Source organism: Corynebacterium genitalium ATCC 33030 (genome assembly GCF_000143825.1).
Taxonomy (GTDB): Bacteria; Actinomycetota; Actinomycetes; order Mycobacteriales; family Mycobacteriaceae; genus Corynebacterium; species Corynebacterium genitalium.
The window spans coordinates 1149658-1169097 of record NZ_CM000961.1 but is presented as its reverse complement, the minus strand read 5'-3'; the positions used below and the strand labels follow the sequence as shown (position 1 = coordinate 1169097).

The following is a 19440-nucleotide window of genomic DNA, read 5'->3' as shown; positions in this document are numbered from 1 at the left end:
CCTACAGATCGTCGCTGGCAGGGCCCTCGCCGGCGAGCGGAAGGTCCTCAATGGATTCGAGGTTACGCACCCCCGCGTCGTCGGTGAACTGGCCGGGGCGCTGCGGCGGCTCGATGCCTTCAACCTCAATGAGCGGGCAGTCCGTGTACAGACGATCCAAACCGTAGAACTCGCGCTCTGCATCGCGCTGCACGTGCACCACGAACAAACCGTAATCCAGCAGCACCCAGCGGAACTCGCGGTTACCTTCGCGACGCTTTGGCTCGGCACCAGCTTTAGTCAGCGCATCTTCAATCTCATCGACAATCGCGGCGACCTGGCGCTCATTATCACCCGAGACGATCACGAAAACATCGGTGATGGCCAAGACATTGGAGACATCGATGACGGCGATGTCTCGGCCGAGCTTCTCATCAGCCGCCTTTGCGGCGACAACGGCAAGTTCGCGGGCAGTATCGGAAGCAGTCAAACGTTCAGGTCCTTACGTGCGGTGATGGGCAGTGTGTATTCTCCCATGTGGCGGGTAGTCATTTCCACCCGACGTACATGTTGTTCTTTGCGATGTACTGGACAACCCCGTCCGGCACCAAGTACCACACCGGGCGTCCGTCAGCGGCGCGTTCACGGCAGTCGGTCGAGGAAATAGCCATCGCGGGGATCTCGATGAGATGCGTGCGCTCCTGGTGCACCTCCGGCAGCATGTCCTCCGCCAACTCGTATCCGGGGCGGGTGACGCCGACGAACTCGGCGAGGTCGAACATTTGCTCCCAGTCACGCCACGACATGATGGAGGCCAACGCGTCAGCTCCCGTGATGAAGAACAAGTCATCCCCCGGGTAGAGCTGGGCCATATCGCGCAGCGTATCGACGGTGTATGTCGGCCCCGGCCGATCCACATCCACACGGGAGACGTGGAAGCGGGGGTTCGACGCAGTCGCAATGACCGTCATCAAGTATCGGTCCTCCGCGTCGGAGACATTCCTGTCAGCCTTCTGCCACGGCTCACCCGTGGGCACGAACACCACTTCTTCTAAGTCGAAGATGTCGGCGACTTCGCTAGCCGCCACGAGGTGGCCGTTATGGATCGGATCGAAGGTCCCGCCCATGATGCCAATCCGGCGTGGGCCAGAAACACCACTCCCACCACCCGAGCCAGAGTTGCTTGCCTCTGGGCTGTCGTGGTGGTGGGAGTTCTCGGTGGGAAAGGCTTCTGAATTCATTGAGGCCAATCTAACCAGAATCTGCGCAGGTTAACTCACCTTGTAGGGCTCGAGAGTGCCGTCCGGCATCGAGTACCACCTAATCCTGGATGAGGGGAACATCGCTTTGAAGACAGCCATCATGCCGCCAACGACGAGCAGCACTGAGGCAACAGCCGTGACAACGATTGGCGCTGGGTCCGGTGCTGGTTTCTTTGCGATGCCCGGTGCCGGGGTCGGCATGGAAATCATGCCCGGGGACTCAACGGGTATTCCTTTCTTGTACTCGTTGCCCACCTTTCCGTACACCTCATCCTCAATGACCAAAACTGCGGGTGCAGGCGTGTCCTTATCCGGCGAATCCGACTCCGGCTCCGGCTCCGACTGAGACGAGCCTGACGAAGACACCGAAGACGAGTCAGCGTTCCGCTTAGCGGAGCTGGACGAGACGGAGCTAGACGGGGCCAAGCTAGACGGGGCGACGGAGAGACCCTCCGAGGTGTCCGTAGCCTCCTCAGCCTGTGCAACCGACATCAGCGACATGCTCGTTACTAGCGCAACTGTCGCCACTGCAAGCTTACGTGCAGATCGCATACAAATTCCTTCTATTCAGGGGGTGCTTACGGATAACCAAGTGCGGTGAACCTACCGGTATCTTACTCGACCAACCCAAGATCCGAAACGGCCTGAAATTAATTTGCCCCATTGGGATGGGCTGATGCAGTAACGGCCGTGGTTACCGCCCCCTGCGGCCTTGCGAAGCTCGTCGCGCCGTTACCCCCGCGGGGGCAAAACTCCAGTCAGACTCGCGTGTGCCCAGCCCCCTCGAGGATCCACTTTGTGCTGGTCAGCTCTGGTAACGCCATGGGTCCGCGGGCGTGCAGCTTCTGGGTGGAGATTCCAATTTCTGCCCCCATTCCGTACTGCTCCCCGTCGGTGAACGCGGTGGACGCGTTGAGCATGACGGCCGCTGCATCCACCTCCGCAGCGAACTTCTGCAAAGTAATCGCATTCAGAGACGCGATGGCTTCGGTGTGCATCGTCGAAAAGCGCGCGATGTGCTCGATCGCGCCGCCGACACCGTCGACAATCTGCACGGCAATATCCATGGAGAGATACTCCTCGGCCCAGTCCACGTCCGTCGCCGGAGCAATGTCGCGCGCACCAAGCGCCGAGAGCTTATCGACGTCTCCGTGCACCCTCACCCCAGCCTCCTGCAGCGCAGTAATGATGCGGAGTTGGTCGGTAGCGGGCAAGGCAGCGTCGATAAGCGCCGTCTCTGTGGCATTGCACACCGAAACACGCCGCGTCTTGCCGTTGAGCAGCATCTCGATGGCGGAATCCAGATCCGCGTCGCGGTCGATGTAGAAGTGGCAGTTGCCGGTACCCGTCTCGATGGCAGGAACGGTCGCATTCGTCACCACAGCTTCGATCAGGCGAGCGCCGCCGCGGGGAATGACCACGTCCACAAGCCCGCGAGCGGTGATGAGGTCCTGAACCGAATCGTGCGTATCGCACGGCAAAAGCTGAACGATCTCACGCGGCAAGCCGCGGGATGCCGCGACGTCCTGGAGGATGCCGACCAGTGCGGCGTTAGACTGGCGCGCCGACTTCGACCCGCGCAGCAGCGCCACATTCCCGGATTTCAGCGCCAAGCCGAAGGCATCGACAGTGACGTTGGGGCGCGCCTCATACACCATGCCCATCACACCGAGCGGCACGCGGACCTGCTTCATCGTGATGCCGTTGGGCATGATGCCGCCGCGCAGCACCTCCCCCACCGGATCCTTCAAACCTGCGACCTGGCGCAGGCCGCTGGCGATGCCTTCGATGCGTTCCGCGCTCAGGGCCAGCCGGTCGATGAGTGCCTCATCCAAGCCCTCCTCGCGGCCAGCTTCGATGTCGCGCTGGTTCGCCGCAAGAATGTCGTCGGTGCGCGCAATCAACTCGTCGGCCGCGGCGTGGAGCAGCGCGTCCTTCTCCGGCGTTGGCAAAGTGGCCAGCCTGGGTGCGACGGCCTTCGCGGCGCGGGCTTTCGCGAGGACATCGTCGCGCTCGGCGGCGCGCTCAGGTGTAATAGTCATGCTGACCAAGACTAGCGCTAGTACCCAGCCTCCACGTCGACTTCGGTCGGCATCTCGTCACCGCGTTCGAGCGCTTCCCAGTTGGACAATGTCAACCCACCGATGCGCTCCTTGCCCACGCGCGGAATATTCGCCACATGCGGCGTGATCAGGCAGTTGTCCAGCTCCCACAGCGGGTGATCGGCCGGCAGCGGTTCCGGGTCAGTGACATCCAGCGCCGCGCCGCCAATCCTGCCGTTTTGTAGTGCCTCCACAAGGTCTTCGGTGGCCACGAGCGGCCCACGGCCCACGTTCACCAGCACAGCGGTGTCCTTCATCTGCGCCAACACGTCAGCGTCCACCATGCCGCGGGTGTCCTTCGTCAGTGGGGCGAGCAGAACCACCACGTCAGCGCGGCCCCACACGTCGCCAGCATCGGCCATGGCGATAGTCTCGTCGGCGCCGTCAACAGGACGGCCGGAGCGGTTCACTGCAACCACATGCCGGCGGAATGGAGAGAGGAATTCAATGAGTTTCTTACCGATTCCACCGGCACCAATGACCGCCACTGTCATGTCCTCGATAAGGTAGCGCGTCTCGTAGGCGATGTCGCGAGTGGTCGACCCGTCGGGTTTCACGCGCGGGAACTGGTGCAAGATGCCCAGGATAAGCGCGAGGGTGGTTTCGGCGACCGTATCGTCATACAGCCCCGCGGCATTGGCCCAGCGCACACCAGAATTGCGCATCACCCCGGCCTCATCGAGGGCATCAACACCCGCCCACGCGAACTGCACGAACTGAACACTCTCCGGCAGCTGCTCCGGGAAACCGTCCGCTCCCCCGTGATAGACGAGCACGTCCGGATCGGCATCGATGCCGACGTGCTCGTGACCGGCAGCCTCGAGCTCGGCAACGGCACGGGGCCACGGTTTGGGCAGCATAGCGAACTTCATGGTTTCGAGCCTATAAGAGTTTTGAAGTGCGGGAGGCACGGTGGCTCGTGAGCTACTGATAGATGCGGGCGGTCAGGTTACGGGCGCACCTACATTTTGATTATCGCCTTTTGACCCCACCGCTCGAATCTGACCTGCGGAAACGCTGCGCCAGCGCAGCGAAAGGCGATATTAAAAACTAATGCCCCCTTCACCGCCCATTCGTGTATCGGCAGTGGTGATTTACCGTCAGAACGAACCTGCCTACAGACGCGACGCGTAGTTGGACAGATAGTCCGCGTGAACAACAGCCCGGCGCTGGTGCGCAGGCAGCTCGTCAGTGTGCTTGCCCAGCATCGTTTGCAGCTCGGCAGCACCGTAGGCGACTTCACCACGGCCAATTGCCTGTCCGTCGGGCCCGAGAATCTCCACGATGTTCCCGGCGTGGAACTCGCCTTCGACACTGGTGATGCCGACAGCGAGCAACGACGTTCCGCCACGTGTGACAGCTTTGACCGCGCCTTCGTCCAGGCGCAGGATGCCCTCGGCGTCAGCGGCGTAGAGTGCCCAGAACTTCCACGCGGACAGGCGCGAATCGGGCCGGGTGTGGAACACGGTCCCTACCTGGGCATCGCTCAGCGCCTCTTCGATCTTCTCCGCGGAGGTGAGCAGAACCGGAACTCCCCCACGAGTAGCTAAGCGGGCTGCCGAGACCTTCGAGGCCATGCCGCCGGTGCCAAAGCGCCCGCCGTCTCCTGCGACGACCCCGTCTAGGTCTTTGCCGCTGCGAACCTCATCGATGAAGTTCGGGGCTGGGTCGGCGGGGTTGCGGTCGTAGAGGCCGTCGACGTCGGAAAGCAAAATCAGTGCGTCGGCGGAAATCAGCGTGGCCACGATCGCGGAGAGCCGGTCATTGTCGCCGAAGCGCATTTCCGACGTCGCCACCGTGTCGTTCTCATTCACAATCGGCACCGACCCCAGCTGCCGCAGCCGGTCGATGGTGCGCTGGGCGTTGCGGGCGCGTTCACGCACACCGGCGTCGGACTGGGTGAGCAGCACCTGGCCAACCGTCCGGCCATAGCGGGCGAACGATTGGCCCCACGACTGCGCCAAGTGGATCTGGCCGGCGGCGGCAGCGGCCTGCTTCGTCGCCAAGTCCTGCGGACGGGTTTTCAGCCCGAGCGGCGTCATTCCCGCCGCAATCGCACCCGAAGAGACAACAATAACGTCGCTGCCGCAGGCGATGCGGGATTCGATCGCGTCGACTATGCGGTCGATCTTGGCTTGGGAGACGGCCGATGATTCGTCGACAAGCGAGCTCGTGCCCAGCTTGACCACGATGCGCTTGGCCGTGGCGATGTCGCGGCGAAGATTCATTTAACCCTGCCAGCGCTCACGGTCGGCTTCGCGGCGGTCAAGCAGGTCATCGCCGAAGTCGTACTCGTCGATGAGTCCACGGCGGGCCTGGGATGCGCGCTTGCGTTCGGCTGCCGACGCACGCTGCGTACCACCCAAACGCGCGTCCTGGCCGCGGCCTGCGAGCGTCGGATCGCCACCGATGGACGGTTCCCAGTCGAAGGAAATGTCGCCGATGGTCACGGTGTCGCCCTCGTTCGCACCGAGCTCACGCAGCTGGTCCTCGACACCGGCCTTGTTGAGGCGGTCCGACAGGTAGCCCACAGCCTCATCGTTCTCGAAGTCGGTCTGGCGGATCCACCGGTCGACCTTCTCACCGACCACCATCCAGGCACCCGGGAACTCGGGGTCTGGGATGACGGTGATTTCGTCACGGTGGTCCACAGCGCGCGGGCGGATGACCTCACGGTGCGTCGCCGTTTCGACCTTGGGGCGGGTAGCGCGCGATTGCTTGACGACGTCCCACAGCGCCCACTTCAGCTCCTCCAGCCCCTCATGAGTAACCGTGGAGATGGTGTAGATCGGCCAGCTGAAGCGCTCTGCGAGGTCGTCATGGAGGAACTCGGCCAGTTCGCGGGCGTCCGGAATGTCGATCTTGTTGAGGACAATGATGCGGGGGCGTTCCCGCAGGTCGCCCAGACCCGATTCGTGGCTCTCGGTCTCGATGAGTTCGGCGTAGGAATCCAACTCTGCCTCCAGCGCCTCAATGTCGGACTGCGGATCGCGGCCCGGCTCGAGCGTGGCGCAGTCAACGACGTGGACGAGCACGGCGGTGCGCTCGATGTGGCGCAGGAAGTCCAGGCCCAGGCCCTTGCCTTGGCTCGCGCCGGGGATCAGACCCGGCACATCAGCAATGGTGAAGGTGTCGTGTCCGACATCCACCACACCCAGGTTCGGTTGCAGGGTGGTGAACGGGTAATCCGCGATCTTCGGCTTCGCCGCCGACAGAGTGGAAATGAGCGAAGACTTGCCCGCCGACGGGAAGCCGACTAGGCCGACATCGGCCATGGACTTCAGTTCCAGAATGAGGTCGTGCGCTTGGCCCGGCTCACCTTTGAGCGCGAACCCGGGCGCTTTGCGCTTGGCGGTCGCCAGCGCGGCGTTGCCCAGTCCGCCATAGCCGCCCTCAGCGGCGATGAACCGCATGCCCGGCGCATTCAAGTCAGCCAGGATCTCTCCGTCCGCATCGCGCACGACGGTGCCCACCGGTACCTCGAGCACCAAGTCCTCACCGCGGGCGCCGTTGCGGTTGTCGCCCTCGCCGTTGCCGCCGCGCTTTGCCTTCAAGTGCGGGCGGTACTGGAAGTCCAAGAGGGTGTGCACCTGCGGGGACACCACCAGAATAATGTCGCCGCCGTGCCCGCCATTGCCGCCGTCGGGCCCGCCGAGCGGCTTGAACTTCTCGCGGTGCACGGAAACACAGCCGTGACCGCCGTCGCCGGCCTGCAGGTGCAGGACAGCTTGATCAACGAACTGTGCCATGGTGATGCTCCTTTCACACGGTGCTGCGTGTGTTCTCTTGTTGACATTAAGCGAAAAGCGCCGGGAAAACCCAGCTGGGTTCACCGGCGCATGACGCTCAAGCCGCGTTTAAGCGGTTGCGGAAGCGGACTTATCCTCGACGACCTCATCCTCAACAAGGTTGGCCTCGTTTGCGGCCTCGAGGACCTCGGAGGACACGCCCTCACCGTCAGCGGGGACGATGTTGACAATGCGGCGCTTGCGCTTGATGCCGAACTGGACGGAACCCTCGGTCAGAGCGAACAGTGTGTCGTCGCCGCCGCGGCCGACGTTGTCGCCCGGGTGGAACTTGGTGCCGCGCTGACGGACGAGAATCTCGCCGGCCTTGACCTGCTGGCCTCCGAAGCGCTTGACGCCGAGGCGCTTGGACTCGGAGTCACGACCGTTCGCGGAGCTGGATGCACCCTTCTTGGTTGCCATGTGTGTATCTCCCTACTTGATGCCAGTGATCTTCAGCGTGGTGTTGGGCTGGCGGTGGCCCATGCGACGCTTGTAACCGGTCTTGTTCTTGTACTTGAGAATGTCGATCTTCGGGCCCTTGCCGTGCTCCACGATCTCAGCGGAGACGCTGACCTTTGCAAGGTCATCGGCGGTGGAGGTCACGTTGGCGCCGTCGACGAGGAGAACCGGGGTGAGTGCCACAGAATCGCCAGCTTCACCCTCGATCTTCTCGACCCGAATGAGGTCGCCTTCGGCAACCTTGTGCTGCTTACCACCGGTTTTGACGATAGCGTACATAGCGGGTTACCCCTTTCTTCTACTCGTCCGGCACCGGCATGCCACAGCACCGAATATCATGTGAGATTCTTTGAGCGTTTTAGGGTTTCTACCAGGCAGCCCTGCCCGCATGCTCCAATACAGCAAGGCGCGCCCCAAAACAGCGACTGTCAAAGACTACACCGCACCCAGGACAAAAACCAAACAGCTCCGGGAACCTTTCTTGTCTTCGGAGCATTACACTGGCGGAAGACACACGCGGTTTTTCGCGCTCACCTGTTCAAGAAAGGAGGTCCCGACGATGACTGAGTCTACTGAAACCATGAATCTTCCGCCCTTCAGCTCCCTTTTCGCTGAGAGCGCCCCGTCCGAAGATGCGCTTGCGCGCATGCTCGACATCGCGGTCGACCCCGCAACACCCGAACCCGACGGCGATCTCGTTCCCGACTCCGACAGCCTCGTGCCGTACGAGGAGGAGGGCGACATCGACCTGGCGGATTTCGACGAGCCTTCGCTTGACGACGGCGCGCAAGCCCCTCCTCCGTCCGACGATGCCGGCGCAGCTGACGATGCCGACGAGATCGACTGGCCGGAGCCCGACCAGCCGGACGAGTTCGCTGACAGCTCGGCTGATTCCGGCGATCTCGGCTCCGATGATCTCGACCAGTTCGGTTCCGATGACTTCGGTTCTGACGACTTGGACGATTTCGGCGCTGACGACCCGTTGGCAGGGCTTTAAGGAGGGCGCGTGGATAGGGACACAGAAAAGCAGCTGGTCGCTCGCGCGCAAAACGGCGATGAGAAAGCATTCGCTGAACTTGTCCGCGACGCGAACCGACGCATGTGGGCGGTGGCGATGTCGGTGACGGGCAATCAGCACGACGCCGAGGACGCCATGCAGAACGCCATGATTTCCGCGTGGAAGAACATCGAACGGTTCAAACCGGAGGCGAGGTTCTCCACGTGGCTCTACCGCATCACGTCCAACGCTGCGTTGGACATCATGCGCAAAAAGCGCGAGCTTCCCGACGATGAGGCCGGTGCGGAGGAAGCTGATAGCGCTGCCCCCATCCAGCAGCGCGTGACCACCACGATGGTGGTGCGTGAGGCCCTCGAGTCGTTGGACCCGGACTTCAAGGAAGTCTTGGTGTTGCGTGAATACGCGAGCCTGTCGTACGACGAGATCGCCGCGCACCAGGGCATCCCAGTCGCAACAGTGAAAAGCCGCCTTAACCGTGCGCGCGGCAAACTAAAAGAAGCCCTCGTGGCCAGCGGCGCTGGCCCGTAGGGCGTTTCTTATTTACGGTACCCCCGCGAGCAAATGTGCTCGCTGGGCCATTAGCGGAATCCGAGTTCCTTCAGTGAGTCTTGGATGAACGCATTCTTCTGCGCATCATCGTCGCCTCTGCTCGAGAGATGCACAGCGAACTTCTTATCCGGATAGTAAATGATGGCATTAGGACCCGAGTACTTGTCGGGTTTGACCATGTAGACGACAGGCCCTCCGCCCTTATCTTCTTCGACTGTGAAGTCGTCTTTGCCATCCATACGCTTCATGATGTCGATGGCCGCGGTGGCGTTGTCGTCCCTGAGAATTGTGGCGTACGAGATGCTTTCTGTATCGCCGTCCCGTGGAATGTTGCACCAATGCGATTTCACCGAGGTATCTTCAATCCATCGAATCCACTCCTCAGCTGCATCTTCCTCCACTTGGCACGTTTTCACCAGATCTTTGAATTGCTGAGGGAGGAAGCCATCATCACCGATGAGCTCACCCATTGGAATGTACTTAGCATCAGGTGCGGAAGACGTTGAGCTAGTTGGCGAAGATGCCGCCGCTGATGACGTTGTGTTATCTGCGGGTGCGGTCTCAGACTCGTTGACAGAAGGTGCTGTCGACGATGCCTCGGTCGACCCGTCAGTGTCATCCCCACCACGAGTCACCGCCCAGCCACCAATACCCAACAGCGCAACGGCACCCAACGCACCAGCGGCAATCAACGGACCCTTACCGCCCTTGTTCTGCTGCGCACCACTTGACGGCACCGACGCAAACCCAGACGCCTGACTCGGACCCTGACCGTACGGGCCACCGCCACCGGCGGCACCGGCCCCAGCGAACTGGCCCGGCTGACCAGGCATGCCAGCCTGGTCTCGCTGGCCCGGCCGTGGCGACTGCGGAAGTTGCGCCGTCTCACTTTGTCCAATCGGCCGGCTCACACCGCCCGGGGCAGGCTGGCCTTGGGGACGCTGCGGGCTTTGCGCCGCTTGCGGGGGTTGGGCTGGGCCGCCAAACGGATTCGCACCCGGAGCAACAGAACGCTGACCCCCACCCCGAGCCGACTGCGTAAACCCACGCAACGTCGCCACCAACGCACCACGACACACAACCGTCTTCGGATCATCAAGACGCATCACACGCCCAACACGACCCAACTCATCCTGTACAAACGGAATCCGCGACGACCCACCCGTCAAATAAATCGGCGTATCCGCAGACGTCACCCCAGCCTCACCCAACACAGCACGCGTCATCTCAGCCGCACGCCCAATCGGGGAAGAAATCACCCGGTTGAACTCATCACGGGTAATCAACACATCCCTCTCCCCCGACGGCGAAGAAATGGTGACGGTTGCAGACGAGGTGTCGGAGAGCATCTCCTTCGCTTCGCGGATGTTCTCCTGCAGAGCGTTCATCACGGACGTGGGCGCGGTGCGCAAGGAATCGGCCAGGTCGGGGTCGTCGTGGTCGATCTGCTCAATGACCCAGCGGTAGACAAGGTTGTCGATCGTCCTGCCGCCGAGACTGTTGTCGCCCTTCGCGGCAACGACGCGGTAGTCGCCGTTGTGCTCCGCGCGCAGCACCGCGATGTCCAAGGTACCGCCGCCGAAGTCGAACACAGCCACGTGCTGGCCTGCGGGGACTTGCTGCTGAGCGGCATAGTGGATGGCTGCGGCGCGGGGCTCGGAGATCATGCGCAGCTTCGATGACGGAATTCCGGCGCGCTCTGCCGCATCCACCAAATTCCCCACCGCATTGTGCGACCACCGCTCCGGATGCGTCAACGTCACCGTATCCGGATCCACGCCAGCGTGCTGAGACTTCGCGCGGTCCACAATGTCGCCGATCAGCGCAGCAAAAACCAACTGCGCCTGGACATCATCACCCTCCAATTCAATCGTCTCGTGATCAATAAACCGCTTCGGGGACAGCACCAGGCGCGAAGGGTCGCGCCGCCCGGCGAGCAGCGCCGAGTCGCCGCTGACCACGTTTTTACTGTCAGAATCGACATAGATGGCCGATGGCATCAGGTTGGAGCGGTGGCTCAACGCCACAGCTTCGATCGCCCCGCCCGCCGGACTCGTGTGGGCGGCCGCCGAGTTAGAAGTACCGAAGTCAATTGCTAAATTCCACGAACCGGCCATGCCGTTTCCTCCTTAAACACAAAGACGGGCATTAGTCTAACCCGTGCTGGCTATCTGGTCATCTGTTTCCAAGCTGATTGGTAGGCCACAATCAGGCGTTCGCGCGCGTCATCTTCCGCGGCGGACAGCGGGGTCATAGCAAGCTCACGTAGCTCGCCGAGTTCGCTGCGGAGGACGTCAATGACGCGCTCAGGTGGGGCGTCGGCACGCAAGCCGACTTTCTGTGCCGGGGTGGAACCTTGGATTGCTGCCCGCAGCCGCGGGATGAGCGTTGAGTTCGGCGAATCCGCCGCCGTGTTCTTGAAACTGCGGTAGAGCATGACATCCTTCATCGCCGGCTGCGATTCCAGCACGGACTGCACCCACAGCGCATGGTCGCGCGACTCCGGCGCATTGGACAGCGTGTCCAGGGCATCGACAACGCGTACTGCGCGCTGCAGAGTGGCAAAATATGGCATTTCTTCGGTGATGATCGTGGTCAAGCGCTCAATTCCCGATGTTCGCTTCATCCACTCCAGCAGCCCTGCCGGCCCCTGCTCTGCAGCCACCGTGCGGCCATACATGAGCCCGTACTCGCCCATGACGTCCAAGAGATGGTCGCGCTCGTCCGCGGTGAAGCCTTCCACGCTTGTCGACGGATCCTCCGCCTCAACAAACTCCAGCATCGCATCGCGGTCCAGGCCGGCCAGCGCTGCGACATCGCGGACCACCGCACCAGTGACCCGACCCGTCAAGGCAGATTCAGCCAGCAAACCCGACAACGGGACCATCGCGCCGACCGTGCCGCCCATTTGCTCTGCGATACGTCCCGCGTACGCCTGCGCGACTTCCAGCGGGTCCTTCTGACCGAATGCGCCCGCGCCGAATGAGTCGGCCCTGGAGACCACACCCACCACCGTCAACGGGGTCATTCCCAGATCAGCCACGAACGCGCGTTCGTCGTCGCGGGGGGCGGAGTCAGACAAGAAGACCACGCAGTCGGCCCAGGAGGAGGCTCGTTTGGTGTCCTGGGAGCCGTCGATAAGCATGCGCCGCGTGCGCGCCTCGTTTTCGACGGTGAGCGTCGCTGTACCCGGGGTGTCGATGATGCCGAGCGTGGCCAAACGCGCAATCGGGATGAACTGGCGGACGAAATCAATTTCGTCGAGCGGGCGGCCCAGATCCGCCAACGGCTCCCCGGCGAGCGGAACGCTCTGCACCTTGCCATCGAGACCGATGATCTCCGCGCGGGCCGGCGCGCCTTCGTCGTAGACGCTGACTGCCATCGTGCACTCCAACGACCCGGTCGCCGCGATGCGGCTCTCCGTCAACGCGTTGACCAGTGTGGACTTGCCCGACTTCAAGCGTCCGATGACCGCGACTCGTGGCGGACGCGAGACCAACTCGCGCAGCTCGGCTGCAGGCCGCTCGAGGTGCGGTCCTCCCTGACCGAGGGCGTCGATGCTCTGGCGGAGAAGAACGTTGAGCGCCTCAGCGCCGTTCTGGTGGGGCTGGCTCATAGTGGTCTCCTTAGAGAGTCTGGAGGTGGGTCTTCAGCTCGTTGATCGTGCCCGCAATGATCTTCTGGTTCTTGGACAGGCGCGTGATCTTCTCTTTGCGCTCCGTCTCCGTCTCGCGGGCGGCGTTACGGGCTTGCGTAATGTGCTCTTGCACCTCTTTTTGCCGGTGGCGCAAGTGCGAGCGGTAGCGCAGAACCATTTCGGTGCGGGCGGAGGCGATCATCGTGTCCAACAGGCGGGTAATGGACATGCGCGTCGTCTGCGTGATCTCGCGCAACCACTGGATCAAGTGGGTCTTGCCGTTGCGCAGAGCACGGAAGCTCATGTTCACACCGACCCAGACCACACCTGCCAGCGGCGCGAACGGAATGATGAACGACAACGCGCCGGCACCGATCGCACCCATGGTGAGCATCGAGGGATCCATCAGGTCCTTCGTCTTCTTGTCCACCTGACGGCCCTTCACGGCCTCCGGGGCAATAGAGCTGACCGCAGCGCTGAGCACCGAGTGGACAATTTCCGGCCGGTCCGGAAACAACTGCTCTGCCCGTTCCTTGATGCCGTCGAGCTGCTTGTCCAGGGTGCTGCTGATCAGTTCCGTCAGCTCCGCCTCAATCTGGCTGGTGAACACCTGCGGCTTCGAGCGCAGGACGCGCATGCCCTCTTTGTTGATGCGCTGCGTCCATCCGTTGCGCAGCGCTTCGATGTCTTGGTCCAGCTCGTCGGTGATGCGGTTACGCATGAGCTGGATATCGCGGGCGAGCAACTGCTCCCACTCGGAGGCGTGCTCTTTGAGCTCCTCAAGCTCTTTTTGCTCCTCCTCCAGCTTGGCCACTCCCTGCGTGGGCTTCGCGTTCAGTTCGATCTCACGGGCGATCTGCTTCTGAATACCGTTCAGCGTGGTCATGATGGATTCGATGGAGCTGCGCAGACCCAGCGCCTTCGGGTCTTTCAACATGCGGTGGATCTCGTTGCGGAGGTCCACGATGCCGCTACGCTGGGCAATCGCCTCCGCACGCTCCGGGTCCGTGGCTGTCATATCCACCGAATCCATAGCGCGCAGGCTAGAAACCCCGATCACCGGGACATCGGCACCGAGGTGCTCGCGGATGAGCCTGCGGTTGTCCTCCACAATCGCCCGCCACCTGCGGATGTTCTTATCCGTCTTGGTCACAGCGACGATCACGGCGCCGACCTCCTGGCGCGCTTCGGCGAGAATGTCCATCTCCGGCTTCGTGATCGGCGTCGACGCATCGCACACCATGAGCAACACGCCCGCACGGTGAGCTTCGCTGAAGGACGCCTTCACCGCGTGCTCGTCAAGACCACCCACGCCAGGCGTATCGACGATGGTCGTGCCTGCAAGTGCGGGCCATTCCAACTCGATCGACGCTGCCGTAGCCAGCTCATCGTCGTCGCTGCCGCTACGTGAGCCCTCCATGCCGTCGATGGTGACGTAGCGCGGCAAATCGGCGATGTCAATGGGCTGGCGCCCGTCGCCGCGGTTGAGTTCGACGCGCGGGGAGATCGGCCCCTCCCCTGCCGGGGCGACACTGACGCGGATCGGGGCGCTTGTCGACGTCAACACGTCCACCGGCAACAGCTCCCGCTGCCCCACAAGCGCGTTGACAAGGGAGGACTTGCCTCGCTTGATCTCGCCGACGACAACGACTGTGCCCGTGCGGAAAGGTGCGTCCAAGAGGTTCTCAGCCACATCGACGGCAGAATTCTGGCCGTAGCGACGTGCAATGTCCATCGCTCGGTCGAGTGATTCCCGCGGACTTCGTCGCTGCGGCGATGCCTGCTGAGCAGTGTGCTGAGCAGGCTGAGAAGTGGTCGGTTCCATGACGGCCATTTAAGCCCAAATTATCTCTTGCTGCGCATTCTTCAGCGCAGAGAAGAAGTACCTTCTCAGGTATAAGCAGTTCTTAACCTGGTGTTTTGACATTTTTGGTTGAAAGTTTGAGAAAAACTTCAAACCTTCCGGGAACCTTGGGCATAGGCTGCGCATTACACAGGTGACTGGACAGAACGTCAGGTCACAACAGCCCGGGAAGCCCGGACCGCAAGACCACCGAAACTACACACAACACACGAGAGGAACGAACAATGTCCGACCAGGGAAACGCTCAGAACAACACCCCGAACACCCAGAACCAGAACGCACCCCAGAACGCTGGCGCTGAAGAGCAGACCGGTGTCCCCACCCAGTTCGAGTACACCGACGCCGAGGGCAACGTCCACACCGGTGACATCCAGGGCGGCCAGGACACCACCGGCGACGGCAACCTGGACACCTTCCACGCCGACATGGACGGCGACGGCGTCGCAGAGACCCGCATCTTCGACCGCGACGGTGACGGCAACGTCGAGCGCGTCGAGGTTGACTTCGACGGCGACGGCGCTCCGGACTACGCCGCGCAGGACACCAACCGAGACGGCCAGACCGACGTCGAGCACTTCGACACCGACGGCGACGGCATCATGGACACCACCGTCCGCGACGTGAACTACGACCACCAGGCTGACAGCGTCGAGTTCGACACCGACGGCGACGGCGAGATGGACACCCGCTTCTCCGACACCGACAAGGACGGCAAGCTCGACTCCTTCGCCTTCGACACCGACGGCGACGGCCAGATGGACTACCGCGAGTACGACTTCGACGGTGACGGCCAGATCGACTCCACTGACGGCACCCCGTCCGGCCCGAACCAGGAGCAGCGCGAGTTCTTCGAGAACATGGCGGAGGGCGCACCGGCTGAGCAGGGCGCACCGGCTCCGGCTCCGGAAGCTCCGGCTGAGGAAGCACCAGCTGAGGAGGCACCTGGCGCTGCCGCACCAGCACCGGCACCGGCACCGTCTGACTCCGACGACATCGCTCTCGACGACCTCGAGGACGAGGAGGCTGCTCCGGAGCGCGCCACCGAAACCGACCCGGCAATGTCCAGCGAGGCTCACCCGGAGGGCGGCGTGGTCGTCGACCTGGACGGCGACGGCTACGCAGACGCTATCGTCTACGACACCAACAACGATGGCGAGATCGACGCCATGGAGGTTGACTCCGACGGCGACGGCATCACCGACACCCTGTTCGTCGACTCCGACTTCGACGGCAAGGTCGACGAGCAGCACTCCGACACCGACGGCGACGGCATCACCGACGAGGCCATCATCGATGTCGACGGCGACGGCTACGGCGACTCCCTGCTGACCGACACCACCGGCGACGGCTACTACGACACCGAGGAAGCCATCGACACCTACAACGAAGCACCGGAGTTCCCGGACTCCGAGGGCATCGACTTCGACGCACCGACCGACATGGCCTAAGCACGACCGCTAGCTAACGGCTAAGCCCCCTCCCGCTGGGAAGGGGGCTTCAGTCATTGGCGGGCGTTTAGTGGGAGCCGCGATTTAACGGCCCCCACCGGTTCTCCTCGGTTCAACTAGCTGGTGCGACGGGTAGCGCGCCGACGCCCGCGGGAGCGGGTTTGGGCCGGCTGGTCGCTTTGCTGCGGCGCAGCCTTGCCACTCGACTTCTTGGCCGGATCCTGGCGCTGCATCGGCTTCTCGTTCACCGGCTGCCGTGCCGTATCGCGCCCAGCCGTGGTGCGACGGGTCGCCCGGCGACGACCGCGGGAGCCGCGCTCCGGCGCACGGCCCGGATCAGACGTGCGGGGCTGCGCGCTTTCAGCGGAATCGTCCGGTTGGTCATCTTCCGCTTCAGCCTGCTCGTAGTCCTCCCGGCGCGGGCGGTGATCCGACGTGGAGTTGCCGCGAGTGTTGCGCTTGCGGCGCGGCGATCGCTCGAATTCCTCGACAGCTTCCTCGTACGTCTTCGCCGGTTCGGACGCGTCCTCGTCGTCCCGACCGGAAGAATCCTCGGGCGTGTCCTGGGCGTCGGTGGTCTCCTGCTGCGGGCGACCCTTGCCGCGGCCGCTGCCGCGTCGACCGCGGCGGCGGGAGGAGCGTCGCTTCGGCCGGTCCTCATCGGAGGAATCGTCGGTATCGCTTGTGTCGCTCGTGTCGATGGGTTCGACTGGGTCGTTGGTGATCACGACAGCGTCGGCAAGCTCTTCGAGCTGCTCCACGTCCTTCTCTACGTCATTCTCGGTGTCCCGCCCGGACTCCTGGGAAGGATCATCGTCACGGCCCTGCATGGCCAGAGCTGCCGGGTGGCCCGCCGGATCCTGCGCCGGCTTGCGGCGGCGGGATTGGTTCCCGCGGCGGCCGCCACGACCCGAAGCGTCGTCGCGTGAATCGGTTGCGCTGACGGGATCGTCGGAAAGCACAATGCCCCGGCCGTCGCAGCACTCGCACTTCGTCGAGAACGTCTCCACGAGCCCTGTGCCGAGGCGCTTGCGCGTGAGCTGAACCAGGCCCAACGAGGTGACCTCGGAGACCTGGTGGCGCGTGCGGTCGCGGCCGAGTGCCTCCTTGAAGCGGCGCAGCACCAGTTCCTGGTTCTCGGGCAAGATCATGTCGATGAAGTCGATGATGATCATGCCGCCGATGTCGCGCAGACGCAGCTGGCGGACAATTTCCTCGGCCGCCTCCATATTGTTCGACGTGACCGTCTCCTCCAGCGAACCGCCGGAACCGGTGAACTTGCCGGTGTTGACGTCGATAACAGTCATGGCCTCGGTCCGGTCGATCACCAAGGTGCCGCCGGACGGCAGCCACACAGTGCGCGACAGAGCCTTCTGAATCTGCTCGTCGACACGGTAGACCTCGAATACGTCCTGGCCGTCGTGGTCGCCCCGGTCGAACAGCTCGAGCCTGTCAGCGAGATCCGGGGCGACGGACTCGACATAGTTGCTCACCACGTTCCACGGCTTCTTGCCGTCGACAACGAGCTGCTGGAAGTCCTCGTTGAACAGGTCGCGGACGACCTTGACCAGCAGACGCGGCTCCTCGTACAACGTGACCGGTTTGGAACCCTTCGACTTCTTCTCCTGCTCCGACTGCTGCCTAATGGTCTGCCATTGGGTGTGCAGACGCTTCACGTCCGCGGCAATGGCCTCTTCTGGCACGCCTTCAGCGGCCGTGCGGATGATCGCCCCGCCCTTACCCGGAACGACCTTGACCAGAATGTCCTTCAACCGCTTGCGCTCCGGGGCCGGAAGCTTGCGCGAAATTCCGGCACTGTGCCCGCCCGGCACGTAGACCAAGTAGCGGCCCGCCAAGGAGATCTGCGTAGTCAGGCGCGCGCCCTTGTGGCCGACTGGGTCCTTGGTCACCTGCACCAACACCTGGTCACCGGACTTGAGCGCCTGCTCGATGCGGCGCGCGCGACCGCCGAGGCCGGCAGCCTTCCAGTCGACTTCGCCAGCGTAGAGCACGCCGTTGCGGCCCTGGCCGATATCGATGAACGCAGCTTCCATGCTGGGCAGTACGTTCTGCACACGCCCCAGGTAAATGTTGCCGATCATCGAAGCACTGTCGTCGGAGTCAACGAAGTGCTCCACCAACAGGCCATCTTCCAGGACGCCGACTTCGGTGATTTTGCCGGGGCCGTCGTGACGCGAACGCTCCCGCACGACCATGGTGCGCTCGACCGACTCGCGGCGCGCAAGGAATTCCGCCTGGGACACCACGCGCGAACGGTTGCGATCTTCTTCGCGGCGCTCAGTGCGACGGCGGCGCTGCGCTTCTAGACGCGAAGACCCCTTGATGGCCTTCGGCTCGTCGATCTGCTCGGGCTCGGCATTGTCCTGCTTCTCGGTGCGCTTGCGGCTGGTCTTGCGCGAACTACGACGCTTCGATTTGGACCCGGAGTCCTCGCTGTCCTCGCTCGCCTCGCTGGATCCTGCGTCGGCAGCGTCGCCCGGGGCGTCCTGCGTCTGCTCGGTGCCCTTCGCATCGCTTTCCGACGAGCGACTCGCCCTCCTCCGCGACGACCGCGGCGCCGCCTTGAACACCGGCGCGTAGAGGCCCGTGGCGGAATCTTCGTCATCATCCTCCGGGGCCGGGGTCACGTCAGGTTCGACGTCGTACAAGACTTCAGCGTCATCCGTCTCGTCGGTGTCGTCGCTGTCTTCGTCAGCGGGTTCCGCAACCCCGGCAGACTCGAGATCAGCCTCGACCTTCTCCTCGATCTGGTTGATCTCGTTGGCCACATCCTTGCGGACGCGCTCGCGGATCTTGTCGTCGGAGGAGCTGGGCTGGGACTCCAAAGCGTCAAGAAGCTGCTCGGTTTCCGCGCGTGTCAACGAGGACTGCGCCACCTTCACCATGCCCAGCTCGTTGAGCGCGACGACCAGGTCCTTCGAGGACATGCCCAGCTCTTTCGCCAAGGCGAAGACTCGGGTCTTCTCACCGAGACGGGAACGGTCGTACAGCGGAGTAGCGGACTGTTCAGCTGCCTGCGTTTCGTTATGCTGCTCTGAACTCGATGTCGACTTCTTAGCAGCACGCCGTGATGATTTCTTGGCCGTCTTTCTCGCCGTCTTAGTCGACTTCTTTGCTGTTTTCTTGGTGGATTTTACCGCAGATTTTTTCGTTGTCTTTTTCTGCGCCGGCGCCGCGGAGGACACCTCAGTGGTGGTGTTTTCGTCGCTGTCAGCCACGGAAAGAACATCTCCTATTGAATTGCCGCGCGTGAGCGACTATCCCCGCCGGGCGCTGGTGGGAACAACCAATAGCAGGTTCTCTCCCACCGCCG

The 19440-nt window shown here is 62.9% G+C and carries 16 protein-coding genes; 3 read left to right on the top strand and 13 right to left on the bottom strand.

The features are described from left to right. Position 1 precedes the first annotated feature (1 nt). The 9 genes from rsfS to rplU form a co-directional block, all read right to left on the bottom strand. Positions 2–469: a ribosome silencing factor gene (gene rsfS, locus HMPREF0291_RS05525; RefSeq protein ID WP_005289207.1), complete on the bottom strand. Its 468-nt coding sequence runs from the start codon at positions 467–469 to the stop codon at positions 2–4. Between the two features lie 58 nt (positions 470–527). Next, positions 528–1220, bottom strand: a complete 693-nt coding sequence (nadD, locus tag HMPREF0291_RS05520) for a nicotinate-nucleotide adenylyltransferase (RefSeq protein ID WP_005289202.1) — start codon at positions 1218–1220, stop codon at positions 528–530. Positions 1221–1250: 30 nt separating this feature from the next. Beyond that, a complete protein-coding gene (locus HMPREF0291_RS05515; RefSeq protein WP_156774812.1) occupies positions 1251–1793 on the bottom strand; it encodes a hypothetical protein in 543 nt (180 codons plus the stop codon). A gap of 206 nt (positions 1794–1999) precedes the next feature. Further along, positions 2000–3283 carry a glutamate-5-semialdehyde dehydrogenase gene (locus tag HMPREF0291_RS05510; RefSeq protein ID WP_005289197.1) on the bottom strand — a complete coding sequence of 428 codons (1284 nt, stop codon included), beginning with the start codon at positions 3281–3283 and terminating at the stop codon, positions 2000–2002. A gap of 17 nt (positions 3284–3300) precedes the next feature. After that, the gene (locus tag HMPREF0291_RS05505; RefSeq protein ID WP_005289195.1) at positions 3301–4215 is read right to left on the bottom strand and encodes a D-isomer specific 2-hydroxyacid dehydrogenase family protein; all 915 of its coding nucleotides are present in this window, start codon (positions 4213–4215) and stop codon (positions 3301–3303) included. 243 nt (positions 4216–4458) lie between these two features. Next, positions 4459–5571 (bottom strand): glutamate 5-kinase, encoded by a 1113-nt coding sequence (gene proB, locus HMPREF0291_RS05500; protein ID WP_005289192.1) that lies wholly within the window; start codon positions 5569–5571, stop codon positions 4459–4461. Then, the gene (obgE, locus tag HMPREF0291_RS05495; protein WP_005289190.1) at positions 5572–7092 is read right to left on the bottom strand and encodes a GTPase ObgE; all 1521 of its coding nucleotides are present in this window, start codon (positions 7090–7092) and stop codon (positions 5572–5574) included. 108 nt (positions 7093–7200) lie between these two features. Beyond that, positions 7201–7551, bottom strand: a complete 351-nt coding sequence (rpmA, locus tag HMPREF0291_RS05490; protein WP_005289188.1) for a 50S ribosomal protein L27 — start codon at positions 7549–7551, stop codon at positions 7201–7203. Positions 7552–7563: 12 nt separating this feature from the next. Then, positions 7564–7869: a 50S ribosomal protein L21 gene (rplU, locus tag HMPREF0291_RS05485; RefSeq protein WP_005289184.1), complete on the bottom strand. Its 306-nt coding sequence runs from the start codon at positions 7867–7869 to the stop codon at positions 7564–7566. Positions 7870–8149: 280 nt separating this feature from the next. On the opposite strand from rplU, the gene HMPREF0291_RS05480 reads away from it, so the two are divergent. Next, positions 8150–8587, top strand: a complete 438-nt coding sequence (locus HMPREF0291_RS05480) for a hypothetical protein (protein WP_040423546.1) — start codon at positions 8150–8152, stop codon at positions 8585–8587. A gap of 9 nt (positions 8588–8596) precedes the next feature. Next, entirely contained in the window at positions 8597–9136 is a 540-nt protein-coding gene (locus HMPREF0291_RS05475) for an RNA polymerase sigma factor (RefSeq protein WP_005289176.1), read from the top strand. A gap of 50 nt (positions 9137–9186) precedes the next feature. On the opposite strand, the gene HMPREF0291_RS05470 is transcribed toward HMPREF0291_RS05475, so the two are convergent. The 3 genes from HMPREF0291_RS05470 to HMPREF0291_RS05460 are packed head-to-tail and all read right to left on the bottom strand — an operon-like array spanning position 9187 to position 14619. Continuing rightward, positions 9187–11274, bottom strand: a complete 2088-nt coding sequence (locus tag HMPREF0291_RS05470; RefSeq protein WP_005289173.1) for an Hsp70 family protein — start codon at positions 11272–11274, stop codon at positions 9187–9189. A 50-nt stretch (positions 11275–11324) separates the two neighbouring features. Next, complete coding sequence (locus tag HMPREF0291_RS05465) at positions 11325–12773, bottom strand: dynamin family protein (protein ID WP_005289170.1); 1449 nt, start codon at positions 12771–12773, stop codon at positions 11325–11327. 10 nt (positions 12774–12783) lie between these two features. After that, the gene (locus HMPREF0291_RS05460; protein ID WP_050748869.1) at positions 12784–14619 is read right to left on the bottom strand and encodes a dynamin family protein; all 1836 of its coding nucleotides are present in this window, start codon (positions 14617–14619) and stop codon (positions 12784–12786) included. 263 nt (positions 14620–14882) lie between these two features. On the opposite strand from HMPREF0291_RS05460, the gene HMPREF0291_RS05455 reads away from it, so the two are divergent. Then, the gene (locus HMPREF0291_RS05455) at positions 14883–16106 is read left to right on the top strand and encodes a hypothetical protein (protein WP_005289164.1); all 1224 of its coding nucleotides are present in this window, start codon (positions 14883–14885) and stop codon (positions 16104–16106) included. 116 nt (positions 16107–16222) lie between these two features. Here the strand turns inward: HMPREF0291_RS05455 and HMPREF0291_RS05450 are convergent, their stop codons facing one another. After that, positions 16223–19345, bottom strand: coding sequence for a translation initiation factor IF-2 N-terminal domain-containing protein (locus HMPREF0291_RS05450; protein ID WP_005289161.1), 3123 nt, complete (start codon positions 19343–19345; stop codon positions 16223–16225). Positions 19346–19440 lie beyond the last annotated feature (95 nt).

Coding starts and splice junctions, on each gene's coding strand:
- nadD (WP_005289202.1), bottom strand. CDS start 1,220: ATGAATTCAGAAGCCTTTCCCACCGAGAACTCCCACCACCACGACAGC.
- HMPREF0291_RS05515 (WP_156774812.1), bottom strand. CDS start 1,793: ATGCGATCTGCACGTAAGCTTGCAGTGGCGACAGTTGCGCTAGTAACG.
- HMPREF0291_RS05510 (WP_005289197.1), bottom strand. CDS start 3,283: ATGACTATTACACCTGAGCGCGCCGCCGAGCGCGACGATGTCCTCGCG.
- HMPREF0291_RS05505 (WP_005289195.1), bottom strand. CDS start 4,215: ATGAAGTTCGCTATGCTGCCCAAACCGTGGCCCCGTGCCGTTGCCGAG.
- proB (WP_005289192.1), bottom strand. CDS start 5,571: ATGAATCTTCGCCGCGACATCGCCACGGCCAAGCGCATCGTGGTCAAG.
- obgE (WP_005289190.1), bottom strand. CDS start 7,092: ATGGCACAGTTCGTTGATCAAGCTGTCCTGCACCTGCAGGCCGGCGAC.
- rpmA (WP_005289188.1), bottom strand. CDS start 7,551: ATGGCAACCAAGAAGGGTGCATCCAGCTCCGCGAACGGTCGTGACTCC.
- rplU (WP_005289184.1), bottom strand. CDS start 7,869: ATGTACGCTATCGTCAAAACCGGTGGTAAGCAGCACAAGGTTGCCGAA.
- HMPREF0291_RS05480 (WP_040423546.1), top strand. CDS start 8,150: ATGACTGAGTCTACTGAAACCATGAATCTTCCGCCCTTCAGCTCCCTT.
- HMPREF0291_RS05470 (WP_005289173.1), bottom strand. CDS start 11,274: ATGGCCGGTTCGTGGAATTTAGCAATTGACTTCGGTACTTCTAACTCG.
- HMPREF0291_RS05465 (WP_005289170.1), bottom strand. CDS start 12,773: ATGAGCCAGCCCCACCAGAACGGCGCTGAGGCGCTCAACGTTCTTCTC.
- HMPREF0291_RS05460 (WP_050748869.1), bottom strand. CDS start 14,619: ATGGAACCGACCACTTCTCAGCCTGCTCAGCACACTGCTCAGCAGGCA.
- HMPREF0291_RS05455 (WP_005289164.1), top strand. CDS start 14,883: ATGTCCGACCAGGGAAACGCTCAGAACAACACCCCGAACACCCAGAAC.